Below are 12,273 nucleotides of genomic sequence, written 5' to 3'. Positions count from 1 at the left end.
TAATGAGTACTAACGGTAAATTATTCGTCGTCGGCTTTGGGCCAGGGAATTTTGAACACATTACCAAACGCGCTGTCGAAGCCCTTCAAGAAAGTGACTACATCATTGGTTATAAAACCTATGTTGAACTCATTCAGGGACTGCTTACAGATCAAACGATTATTAGTACGGGAATGACTGAAGAGGTATCACGTGCTCAGGAAGCAGTGAAACAAGCGGAGCTGGGAAAGAAAGTGGCTGTAATTTCCAGTGGTGATGCCGGAGTTTACGGGATGGCAGGGTTGGTTTATGAAGTATTGATTGAAAAGGGGTGGAAAGAAGATACTGGAGTGGGCATTGAAGTCATCCCTGGTATTTCTGCAATCAACTCTTGTGCGTCTTTACTTGGGGCACCTGTCATGCACGATTCGTGTACCATCAGCCTCAGTGATCATTTAACGCCTTGGGAACTTATTGCTAAAAGGGTTGAAGCAGCTGCGATGGCAGACTTTGTCATTGCACTTTATAACCCGCGTAGCGGCAGGCGGACTAGGCAAATTGTTGAAACACAGAACATTCTCCTTCGCTACCGTTCGCCCGATACACCTGTAGGGTTGGTGAAAAGTGCATATCGCGATAGGCAGGATATTATCATAACCAATTTGAAAGATATGTTGAATCACGATATTGGAATGTTGACCACCGTCATTATTGGTAACTCATCCACCTTTTTATATGATGATAAAATCATCACACCAAGAGGCTATCAGAGGAAATATACTTTGAATTCGGAAAAGCAACCATTGAAGCCGCATCAACGTCTGCAAAAAGAAGCGGAACCGTGGGCATTAGATCAAGAAACGGCATCTATGCAGGAAGCGTACACCGAGTCGACTGGCGGAGTTGGATTGCTTACAAAAGCCCCAGAAAAAAAGCGCACTTCTTTTGAAGTGGCAATGGAAGCACTCATAAAAGTTAAGGGTCAAACAGTCCAGCAATCAATTACGCCAGCTGTTCAGCAAAAAATTGAGTCGGTATTCGAGCTTGCCGTTAGCCCAGGTGTGGCGAACAAGCAATTTACTCCCAAACAAATGATGACACTTGCAGAAGTTGTTGGAGAGAAAGGAACGATGGAATACACGCCAAATCATAAAATCGTTTTAAAGATTCCTACAACAGATCCAGAGGTTATTACTGGAAAATTGCAATCAGCAAACTTTTTATTATCACCAATTGGGGATGTACTGACATTAAAAGCCTGTGATTTCTGTGATGGTGAAAAAGCGGAATCCATTCCTTATGCGGATGAAATTCACCGGGTGCTTGGCGGAATGAAAATGCCTAAGGAACTGAACATCGGTTTTAATGGGTGTGGAATGGCTTGTTATAGTGCTGTAATGGATGATATCGGGATTGTCTTCCGAAAAGGGAAGTTCGACTTATTTCTTGGAGCTAAGCCGGTTGGAAGAACAGCCCATCCAGGTCAGCCGGTTGCTGAAGGCATTGAACCGGAACAGCTTGTTGAACTGATTACGGACATTGTCGAGGAGTATACGCAAAATGCCCATCCAAATGAGCGCCTTTTTAAATACTTTAAACGTGCAAAAAAGATTCAGAGTTTTTCTTATCAGGACATTGCTCCCAAAATAAACATAGAGCCTGCGCCTTGTGAAGACTAATTAAGAGGGGGAAAGTAAATGAAAGCAGTTTTGTTCGTAGGACACGGAAGCCGCTTGGCTTCAGGAAATGAAGAAGTCCTTCACTTTATTAAAAATATGATTTCGGCAATGGATGACGGCTTTTTGGTGGAAACGTGCTTCTTGGAGTTTGCGACACCGAATATATCCAAAGGTATTGATAATTGTGTTAAACGTGGGGCTACGGAAGTTATCGTCATTCCGATCATTTTGTTGCATGCAGGACATTCGAAATTACATATCCCAGCTGAAATAGAGGATGGGAAAACCAAGTATCCAGAAGTGAAATTCACATATGGTCAAACGATCGGGGTCCACCATGATGTATTGACGATCCTGACAGATCGTCTTGAGGAAGTCGGATTCGATACATCCTCGGAACAGCCTGAGACAGCGATTTTGCTAATTGGCCGAGGTGGCAGTGATGCTGATGCAAATAGTGATATATATAAGATTTCACGATTATTATGGGAAAAATTAAACGTGAAATGGGTCGAAACAGCCTTCATGGGTGTAACGGACCCACACGTGGATGAGGGGATTGATCGATGCATCCGGTTAGGGGCAAAAAAAATTGTGATGCTGCCATATTTCCTTTTCACGGGTGTGTTAATGGAAAGAATGGAGGATATGCTGAAAGGCTATCAAGCGCAATATCGTGATCGAGAATTTATTTTGGCGAAGTATTTTGGGTATCATCCAACCTTACAGAACATTCTGCAAGAACGTGTAATTGAAGCTAGCGAAGGCAGATCAAGTGGGGTACGTGATTTGGAAAACTATCGTAAACATGTCGAAGAACATGGACATGCCCACCATCATCATCACGATCATGATCACGACCATCACCACGACCACGACCATGATCACGACCACGATGAGCAAGTGGTGGAGACAACAAAATGATTTTGTTCTTGGCGGGTACAAGTGATGCAAGGGAATTAGCGATTGAGATGCAGCAGGTGGGATTCAAGGTTTTGGCAACTGTTGTAACCGGGTCGGCGGCGAAGAGTTTGCAAGATGCAGGAATATCCACCCGGATTGGCCGATTAACTGCAGAGGATATGACATCTTTAATTTCTGAAAAAGGTTTTCAGGCTGTAGTTGATGCAAGTCACCCATTTGCGGAAGAAGCGTCCAAAAACGCCCTTAACGGAGCAAAGGCAGCAAATGTTCCATATATTCGTTATGAGCGTGAAAGTCAACGGTTTCAGAATGACAAATTGATAGTTGTCCGTGATTATGAGGAAGCTGCCAAGCTTGCCGCTTCAAAAAAGGGAGTCATCATGCTTACGACCGGAAGTAAAACCTTAGCGGTGTTCGCAAAAGAATTAGTAGGACTCGAGAATACCAGAGTCATAGCAAGAATGCTGCCACGCATTGACAATATGGAAAAATGTTCGCAGCTAGGCATAGAACAAAAAAATATCGTTGCGATTCAAGGTCCATTTTCCAAAGAATTAAATAAAGCTCTATATAACCAGTATGGCGTCACATTGATGATAACGAAGGAAAGTGGCAAGGTCGGTGCGGTTGACGAGAAATTGGAAGCCGCGTTGGAATGTGGAATAGAGACGATTATGATATCGCGACCAAATGTCGACTATCAAAATGTCCATTCCAGTTTTGATCATGTCATTGTCGAGTTGAATAAACAGCTAAATGAAAAATAGGAGGAATGCAAGATGGATTTTAAAACGGATTTTAAACCACTAACGGTAGACCCAGACAAAATATATGATTATAGCTTTGCAATGATAGCTGAAGAAATGGGTCATCATGATTTTTCCGAAGATGAATGGAAGATCGTCCGCCGGGTCATTCATGCTTCAGCGGATTTTGAATTGGGAAGAAGTGTCATCATCCATCCAAATGCCATTCAAGCTGGTGTGGAAGCCATTCGCAAAGGCAGGCATGTCATTGCGGATGTGCAAATGATCGAGAGCGGTACAGGAAAAAAAAGATTTCAAAAACATGGCGGGGACGTGCATTGCTATATTTCAGATCCAGATGTGATGGTCGAAGCCAAACGTTTGAATACGACTAGAGCGATCATTTCGATGCAAAAAGCCGTAAAGGAAAATGAAGGGGGCATTTATGCCATTGGCAATGCACCTACAGCTTTACTTGAGCTCATTCGCCTTATTAGAGAAGGGATTGCAAAACCGGACTTAATCATTGGAATGCCTGTTGGGTTTGTTTCTGCAGCGGAATCTAAAGAGGAACTCGCTAAGATCACAGAAGTTCCATTCATTACGAATATTGGCCGAAAAGGTGGAAGTACTGTCACTGTTGCAGCATTGAACGCGATTTCCCTTTTAGCTGATAGTTAAAAAATATGGAAAAGAGAGTAAAAAAAGACCCCTCACAAATGCGTCATGGATATACGACAGGGGCATGTTCGACTGCCGTGACGAAAGCGGCATTGACCGCCTTGATCACGGGGGATGCGCTGGAGGAAGCAACAATTTCCTTGCCTATCGGCCGAGATGCCACTTTCACTATTGAGAAATATAATATATCGGAAAATGCGGTTAGTGCAGAAACGATAAAAGATGCCGGAGATGATCCCGATGCCACCCATCTGGCACATATCATTTCTACTGTCAGCTGGTCCGATGTACCTGGGATTATCTTGGATGGAGGGACTGGTGTGGGTCGTGTTACCAAACCCGGGCTTCCGGTTCCGGTAGGGGAAGCGGCCATTAATCCTGTACCGCGCAAAATGATTTTAACCACTGTGCAACAAACATTGGAAGAATTTAAGATCAATAGAGGAGTGAAAGTCGTTATTTCCGTACCCGCAGGTGAAGAAATAGCGAAAAAAACATTAAATGGCCGCTTGGGGATTGTGGGGGGCATTTCCATTTTGGGAACAAGGGGCACCGTCGTCCCTTTTTCCAGTTCGGCCTACATGGCAAGTATCGTCCAGGCTATAAGTGTCGCCAAAGCGAGTGGTTGTGAGCATCTTGTCTTAACCACTGGCGGGCGAAGTGAAAAGTATGCAATGGGCCTTCTTCAGGGTTTACCGGAGGAAGCCTTTATTGAAATGGGTGACTTTGTGGGCTTCTCACTTAAGCAATGTAAGAGGCAGGGAATTAAAAAGGTATCACTGGTCGGCATGATGGGGAAATTTTCTAAAGTTGCCCAAGGTGTGATGATGGTGCATTCAAAGAGTGCCCCGGTCGACTTCGATTTTCTGTCGGAAATAGCCCAAGGCGTTGGAGCTGGAGATGATCTTGTTCTTGAAATCAAGAATGCAAACACAGCATCACAAGTTGGGGACATGATGTCAGCGATCAATAATTTTGATTTTTTTAATAAATTATGTGAATCCTGCTGTCACTCTGCCATAAAGCAAGTGAAGGGTGGCATTGAAATGGAAACGGCGATTTATTCGTTGAAAGGACAATTACTGGGAAGGGCTGTTGGAATTGAGTCAATCGATGAAATTAATCGGGATAGGGGATAACGGTCAGGAAAGCTTACTGCCCCAATATGCCCAATGGATAGAAGAAAGTGAAGTGCTGGTCGGAGGTGAGCGGGTCTTATCCTTCTTTCCGAACTATTCTGGCAAGAAGATCGTCATAAAGGCCGGTTTGAAGAAAGTGGTGGAACAACTGCAGGATGAAACTCGTCCAACAGTTGTCTTAGCTTCCGGTGACCCATTGTTTTACGGAATGGGAGGCTATCTTTCCAGCAAAATCAACATGGAAGTTTACCCATATTTCAGTTCCATTCAGCTTGCTTTTGCAAAAATGGGTGAAAGCTGGCAAGATGCTTTCCTAGTTAGTATTCATGGCCGCAGTATGAAAGGGCTGGCCCAAAGGATTGATGGGAAAGCAAAAGTTGCCTTGCTTACTGATATCGAAAATAGTCCAAACCAACTGGCTAAATATCTCCTTTCATATGGAATGACAGAATATCGGGCATTCGTGGCTGAAAATCTTCAAGGAGAAACTGAAGACTCTGGCTGGTATGAACTTGATGAAATGATGGAGCGGGAATTCTCCCCGTTGAATGTTGTCATTTTAAAAAGAAAATCAGAAGGTCCAAGCTGGTCTTTAGGGATAGAGGATGAAGAATTTTTGCAACGGAGGCCGGATAAAGGACTCATAACCAAAAAGGAAATTCGAGTATTAAGCCTGCATGCGTTGAAACTCAGAAAAAACAGCATAGTTTGGGATGTCGGGACGTGTACGGGATCAATGGCAATTGAAGCGGCTAAGCTTGCATCAGAAGGGCAAATCTTCGCAATTGAAAAAAATGAGCCTGATTTAGAAAACTGTTATCAAAACCAACGAAAATTCCGTACCGATATAACAGCTATTCATGGAAAAGCTCCGCAAGGCCTAGAAAATTTTCCGGATCCTGATGGGATTTTTATTGGCGGGACTGGCGGCGAAATGGTAGATCTAATCAATACTTGCTGCAAACGGCTGAAAGAAGGCGGCAGGATCGTTTTAAATGCTGCAACGATCGAGAATCTTTACCGGGCTAATGAGGCATTTGCGGAAGCTGATTTTCACACTTCCATCATGCATGCGCAAATTTCCCGAAGTAAGCCAATATTGGGAATGAACAGATTCGTACCGCTTAATCCGGTTTATATCATTACTGCACAACGAAAGGAAGACATGAATGAGTAATCTTGGTACATTATATGGCCTTGGGGTGGGCCCGGGCGATCCGGAGCTTATTACAGTAAAGGCATTTCGCGTGATTCAGGAATCTCCGGTCATTGCGTATCCAAAAAAAAGAAAAGGGAGTAAAAGCTACGCCCATCGCATTGTTGAAGTTTACATTCGTCCTGAAGAGAAGGAAATGCTGGGCCTAGTTTTTCCGATGACGAAAGATCAAGCGATTTTGGATCGGGAATGGAACGGAACGGTTGAAAAGGTTTGGCAAAAATTATATGAAGGAAAAGATGTTGCTTTCGTTACGGAAGGTGATCCGCTTTTATATAGTACATTCATACATATGATGAAATTGATGCAGGAGTTGCATCCCGAAGTCGAAATCAAGACAGTCCCAGGCATTTCTTCGTTTAATGGATCAGCATCAAGGTTGGGCATCGCTTTGGCGGATGGTGATGATCATGTCGCGATTGTTCCGGCAAGGGATGATTATGAAGCGATGAAGAAGGCGATTGAGGATCATGATGCTGTAGTGTTCATCAAAGTGGCAAAAGTCATCGATTTAATGATTACTGTTTTAAAAGATTTAAACTTGCTTGAAAAGGCCTCGGTCGTAACCAAAGTCACATCCGATGAAGAAGTGATTTGGAAAATGAGTGAATTGGAAGGACTTGAACTAGAATACTTAACATTGATGGTGGTGAGAAAATGAAGATATATATTGTAGGTGCTGGCCCAGGAGATCCGGATTTGATTACTGTGAAAGGTTTGAACATTCTCCAAACCGCTGATGTGATTTTATATACGGATTCATTAGTGAATGAAGAATTGATTGCAAAGGCAAAACCCGAGGCCGAGGTGCTAAAAACGGCTGGAATGCATTTGGAGGAAATTGTTGGAATCATGGTTGAGCGTGTTAAAGAAGGAAAGATGGTTGCTAGAATCCATACTGGGGATCCTGCCATGTACGGTGCAATCATGGAACAAATTGTCCTTTTGAAGAAAGAGGGTATTGGTTATGAGGTGATCCCTGGAGTAAGTTCGGTATTCGCCTCAGCAGCGGCAATAGGGGCAGAGCTGACTATCCCGGATTTAACTCAGACACTCATATTGACGAGGGCTGAAGGACGTACGCCTGTTCCGGAATTTGAGAAGTTACGTGATTTGGCAAGCCATCACTGTACGATTGCCCTCTTCTTGAGTGCGACCTTGACCAAAAAAATCGTTAAAGAACTCCAGGAAGCCGGTTGGAAGGATGATACTCCGGTAGCAGTCATTCAAAGGGCAACATGGCCGGACCAAAAAATCGTTCGTACCACGTTAGTGAACTTAGATGATGATATGCGTCAAAATGGTATCCGCAAGCATGCGATGATTTTGGCTGGATGGGCGTTAGACCCTGCTATCCATGATAAAGATGAATACCGTTCCAAATTATATGATGCGAGTTTTACCCACGGTTTCAGAAAAGGTGTTAAGCCATGATCATTGAATTGAAGGAAGAGGAACTTGCTCCCATTAAACGGTCTCATACTTATGCGATCGTGGCAATTACAAAGCATGGTGTCGAGCTGGCACGAAAATTACATACCGTTTTTTCAAATTCCGATCTATATTACATGAGCAAGTTTGAAAAAGGGGACGAAGAGCATAAACAGATCCAGCTTTTTTCGGGCAGTGTCCGTATGCTATTACCAGCTTTATTCAAGGAATATAAAGGAATCATATTAATTATTTCACTCGGTGCAGTAGTCAGGATGATTGCTCCCATTTTGAAGGATAAGAAAACGGATCCGGGTGTCGTTGTCATTGATGATAAAGGGGAAAATGTTATCAGTGTACTGTCAGGGCATCTGGGAGGAGCGAATGAACTGACTAAGGAAGTTGCTGCAGCCCTTGACGCAAGAGCTATAATCACCACTGCTTCAGATGTACAAAAAACGATTCCTGTCGACCTATTCGGTCAGCGCTTCGGCTGGATTTGGGATTCTGCAAAAAAATTGACGCCAGTAAGTGCCTCCGTTGTAAATGAAGAGCATGTTGCCATTGTACAGGAATCAGGTGAACGGAATTGGTGGACTTATGAAACGGCATTACCTGAACGAATAATCGCATATCCATCCATTGAAGAAGCGCTTCACGCAAAGCCGCAAGCAGCGCTGGTCGTAACTCACCGTATTCTTAGCCAGTCGGAAAAGAGGATCCTTGAAAATGGAATCGTATATCGTCCAAAAGTCATTGCTCTTGGTATCGGGTGCAATAGGGGAACAGGGGCAGCTGAAATTGAGCAGGTGATTGCAGAAACACTAGCGGAATTATCATTTTCCCTAAAAAGCGTTAAAGCGATCTGTACAATTTCCTTAAAGAAAGACGAAATTGGCTTGATTGAAGTAGTTAAGAAATTTGGCTGGGACTTTGTACATTATGAACCGGAAGAGCTTAATCAAGCTCAAATCAAAGCGCCATCCGATACAGTATTTAAATATACAGGTGCATACGGTGTGAGTGAACCGGCTGTCAGGATTTATACTAAAGCTGAACAATTGGAGCTGGTTAAGAAAAAATCGGGTAACGTAACCATATCAGTTGGGATCATTCCTTTTTAAGGAGGTAGAAATATAAATGAACGATAGAAGATTGGTGATTGCAGGTACCGGAAGCGGTGTCGGAAAAACGACATTGACCATCGGAATCATGGCAGCCCTCCAGAAGAAAGGCTATACCGTTCAAGGGTTCAAATGTGGTCCTGACTATATTGATCCAACCTATCATACCGCAGTTACAGGACGAATTTCACGCAATCTTGACAGTTGGATGTTTGAACACGATACCGTCCGCGAAATTCTTAACAAAGCAAGTATTGGAGCTGATATCTCAATCATCGAAGGAGTCATGGGCTTTTTCGATGGCAAAAGTCCTTTATCCAATACAGGATCGACGGCTGAAATCAGCATGATCACCCAAAGCCCTGTCTTGTTGGTAGTCAACTGTGCCAGCATGGCGCGAAGTGCAGCTGCAATTGTAAAAGGGTTTCAGGACTTTTCAACCGGTCCGAACATCATTGGGGTAATTGCCAATCAAGTGGGAAGTGTAGGGCATTACCAAATTGTCAAAGCGGCCATCGAGCAAGAATGCGATGTTCCGGTGCTGGGATATATGAAGCGGGAATTGGATATTGATATTCCTAGCCGTCATTTGGGCTTAATTCCTGCTATTGAGCGCGGGGAACTTGACCCGTTTTTCGAAAGACTGGCACACTTAGTCATGGAAACGATCGATATCGATCAGTTGTACAGTTTGTCCATGACTAGCGCCGTTTCCAGCGGGAATTCAAATATATTTCAGCCTCAAAATAAAAAAGGCGTGTGCATTGCCGTCGCAAAAGATGCGGCCTTTAATTTTTATTATCAGGAAAACCTTGAGTTGCTTGAAGCGAATGGGGCGAACATCAAGTATTTTTCTCCATTAAAAGGGGAAGAAGTTCCATTGGATGCTGATGGTTTATATCTTGGAGGGGGGTTTCCGGAGGAATTTGCAGACGAACTTTCTGGTCATTTGGGTGCTATTAAATCCATCAGAAGCTCTATTGAAAAGGGGATGCCGACTCTAGCAGAATGTGGTGGTTTCATGTTTTTGAGCAAATCAATTGAAACAACTTCCGGAGAAACGCACCAGATGGCAGGGATGATACCAGGCAGGATTAAGATGCAGAAAAAGCTTGCAGCACTTGGATATCGTGAAATTACAGGAACACAAAGCAATTTTTTGATCAATGAAATTGAGCAGGCAAAAGGTCATGAATTCCACTATTCGACATTTGAAGCAGATGGTGATCTTACACATGCTTATGAGTCCAAAGGCAGATTCGGTTCGAAACAAGAAGGGTGTATATTGGGTAACCTTGTTGCCGGGTATACCCACTTTCATTTTGCTTCCAATCCAACACTTGCAAAGAACTGGATCGATGCTTGCTTAAAACAAAAAAAACAGATCTAACCAGGAAACTATCATCAAGTAAAAGGTATTTTTTGAAGATTAAGAGGAGGCACGAGCATGAAACCGGGAAAAGTACATCTGGTCGGTGCGGGTCCCGGAGATCCGAAACTGATTACGGTATATGGACTGGAATGTATCCAAAAGGCGGATGTCATTGCATATGACAGGCTTGTCAATCCAGAACTATTAACCTATGCAAAAGAAAATGCAGAACTGGTGTATTGCGGGAAATCACCAGGGAAACATCATTTCATTCAAAATGAAATTCATGAACTTCTTGTGGAAAAAGCCTTACAGGGTAAAAATGTCACCCGATTAAAGGGCGGAGATCCATTTGTCTTCGGGCGGGGCGGTGAGGAAGCTGAGATACTGGCTGCTAACGGGATTGAATATGATATCGTCCCGGGAATCACAGCGGGTATCGCGGCTCCGGCTTATGCAGGCATCCCGGTTACCCACCGTGAACATGCATCAAGTTATGCGATTGTGACAGGCCATGGCCGTGATTACAAGGGACAGGATAACCTAAATTGGCAGGCGTTGGCTCAAGGCATCGATACCATCGCTTTTTATATGGGAATAGGTAATATGCCGTTTATCTGTGAAAAATTGATGGGGCATGGCAGGGACGGAGAAACACCGGTGGCCGTCATTGAATGGGGTACGACAGATAAACAAAGGACGATCACCGGTACGTTGAATTCGATTCCTTTACTAGCTTTGAAAGAAGAAATTCAAAATCCGTCAATCTTCCTAGTAGGTGATGTCGTCCAATTAAGAGAAAAAATCCAATGGTTTGAAAGAGTGATTGAATCAGAGTCCATTATTGAAGGGAATGAGTCGGAATGTCCATCATTCAAGAATTGAAGGAACGCAGGGCAATAAGGAACTACGAAGATAAAGAAGTGGAAGACAAAAAAATCATGCAGTTATTGGAAGCAGCAACATATGCCCCTAACGATCGCCTGCGTGAACCGTGGAGTTTTTATGTCATCAAGGGAGAAGCGAAGCACCGTTATGAAAGACTGGCAGAAAAGTATTTACATGAACGCTTCCCGACCAAACCGAAATTGATTGACAGTTCATTGGAAGTTGTTAAGACGACACCGCTTATCATTGTCGTGACTTCCGATATTTTGCCTGATGATCCAGATTCATCCGAAGACAATGTATTTGCTTCTTGTTGTGCCGTCCATTCGATGTGGCTTGCCGCAAAAGAACTGGGTCTTGGATTCGTTTGGCGTACTAGGGGAGTGGGTCTTGTCAGGGATGAACGCCTGCACGGATTTATCGGTTCACCGGAAAACAAAAAAGTGATCGGCACCATTTTTGTCGGATACCCTAAAGGTGATCAACCTGTTCCTGCTACTAAAAGAACTTCATACATAGAAAAAACAGTTTGGTTATGAAGGTAGGCGAATAAGATGGCTCGCAGAGGACTGTTTCTTATATATACCGGAAATGGGAAAGGGAAAACGACTGCCTCATTAGGGGTGACTTTACGGGCAATCGGCAGAGGAATGAATGTCAAATTCCTTCAGTTCATAAAATCTCCAGAGCGTACATATGGAGAAGCGTTGGCTTTAAAAAAATTAGGAGTTGAAATGGAACAGCTAGGTATTGGTTTTACATGGACCAAAACTCCAGAAGAGCACCGTAACGCATTATCGTTAGCTTGGGAAAAGGCAAGACTGGCCCTTAGTGATCCTGGCATTGATTTACTTGTTTTGGATGAGTTGAACAATGCATTGGCGATTTCCAAATTTCCGATTGAAGATGTCTTGCCATTAACTGAAGTCATCGATGCGATTCGAAATCGTCCCGCTCATATGCATGTAGTCATTACCGGCAGGGATGCCAGGCCAGAGCTTATGGAAATGGCCGATTTGGTTTCATCGATTGAGGCTACCAAGCATTATTATGACGAGGGCATCGGCGCTGTCAAAGGATTAGAGTTTTAAGGG

General features: G+C 43.6%; 13 protein-coding genes. All 13 read left to right on the top strand.

Features of this window, described 5'->3' with window-relative positions:
- The first annotated feature begins 2 nt into the window (after positions 1-2).
- Genes cobJ through ACQKKK_RS13325 form a run of 13 tightly spaced genes read left to right on the top strand, consistent with a single transcriptional unit; the run spans position 3 to position 12,270 of the window.
- A complete protein-coding gene (gene cobJ / locus ACQKKK_RS13385) occupies positions 3-1,658 on the top strand; it encodes a precorrin-3B C(17)-methyltransferase (RefSeq protein ID WP_427616631.1) in 1,656 nt (551 codons plus the stop codon).
- Positions 1,659-1,676: 18 nt separating this feature from the next.
- On the top strand, positions 1,677-2,582 hold the full coding sequence (locus ACQKKK_RS13380; protein ID WP_427616630.1) for a sirohydrochlorin chelatase: 906 nt from the start codon (positions 1,677-1,679) through the stop codon (positions 2,580-2,582).
- Complete coding sequence (gene cobK, locus ACQKKK_RS13375; RefSeq protein WP_427616629.1) at positions 2,579-3,349, top strand: precorrin-6A reductase; 771 nt, start codon at positions 2,579-2,581, stop codon at positions 3,347-3,349. Before ACQKKK_RS13380 ends, cobK begins: the two co-directional genes overlap by 4 nt.
- A 12-nt stretch (positions 3,350-3,361) precedes the next feature.
- Positions 3,362-4,009: a precorrin-8X methylmutase gene (locus tag ACQKKK_RS13370; protein ID WP_427616628.1), complete on the top strand. Its 648-nt coding sequence runs from the start codon at positions 3,362-3,364 to the stop codon at positions 4,007-4,009.
- A gap of 5 nt (positions 4,010-4,014) precedes the next feature.
- Entirely contained in the window at positions 4,015-5,148 is a 1,134-nt protein-coding gene (locus ACQKKK_RS13365; protein WP_427616627.1) for a cobalt-precorrin-5B (C(1))-methyltransferase, read from the top strand.
- Complete coding sequence (gene cbiE, locus ACQKKK_RS13360) at positions 5,111-6,325, top strand: precorrin-6y C5,15-methyltransferase (decarboxylating) subunit CbiE (protein WP_427616773.1); 1,215 nt, start codon at positions 5,111-5,113, stop codon at positions 6,323-6,325. The genes ACQKKK_RS13365 and cbiE overlap by 38 nt, the downstream gene beginning before the upstream one ends.
- Entirely contained in the window at positions 6,318-7,025 is a 708-nt protein-coding gene (gene cobI, locus ACQKKK_RS13355) for a precorrin-2 C(20)-methyltransferase (protein WP_427616626.1), read from the top strand. Before cbiE ends, cobI begins: the two co-directional genes overlap by 8 nt.
- Entirely contained in the window at positions 7,022-7,798 is a 777-nt protein-coding gene (gene cobM / locus ACQKKK_RS13350) for a precorrin-4 C(11)-methyltransferase (protein WP_427616625.1), read from the top strand. The genes cobI and cobM overlap by 4 nt, the downstream gene beginning before the upstream one ends.
- On the top strand, positions 7,795-8,919 hold the full coding sequence (locus ACQKKK_RS13345; RefSeq protein WP_427616624.1) for a cobalt-precorrin 5A hydrolase: 1,125 nt from the start codon (positions 7,795-7,797) through the stop codon (positions 8,917-8,919). Before cobM ends, ACQKKK_RS13345 begins: the two co-directional genes overlap by 4 nt.
- A gap of 16 nt (positions 8,920-8,935) precedes the next feature.
- Entirely contained in the window at positions 8,936-10,309 is a 1,374-nt protein-coding gene (locus ACQKKK_RS13340) for a cobyrinate a,c-diamide synthase (protein WP_427616623.1), read from the top strand.
- Positions 10,310-10,366: 57 nt separating this feature from the next.
- Entirely contained in the window at positions 10,367-11,176 is an 810-nt protein-coding gene (gene cobA / locus ACQKKK_RS13335; protein ID WP_427616622.1) for a uroporphyrinogen-III C-methyltransferase, read from the top strand.
- Positions 11,155-11,718, top strand: coding sequence for a nitroreductase family protein (locus ACQKKK_RS13330; RefSeq protein WP_427616621.1), 564 nt, complete (start codon positions 11,155-11,157; stop codon positions 11,716-11,718). Before cobA ends, ACQKKK_RS13330 begins: the two co-directional genes overlap by 22 nt.
- Positions 11,719-11,733: 15 nt before the next feature.
- A complete protein-coding gene (locus ACQKKK_RS13325) occupies positions 11,734-12,270 on the top strand; it encodes a cob(I)yrinic acid a,c-diamide adenosyltransferase (protein WP_427616620.1) in 537 nt (178 codons plus the stop codon).
- Positions 12,271-12,273: the final 3 nt, after the last annotated feature.

It is taken from the genome of Peribacillus sp. NPDC006672 (assembly GCF_050274955.1).
In the GTDB taxonomy this organism is placed as follows: domain Bacteria; phylum Bacillota; class Bacilli; order Bacillales; family DSM-1321; genus Peribacillus.
The sequence above is the reverse complement of the archived record's forward strand: the minus strand, read 5'-3'. Positions and strand labels throughout refer to the sequence as shown.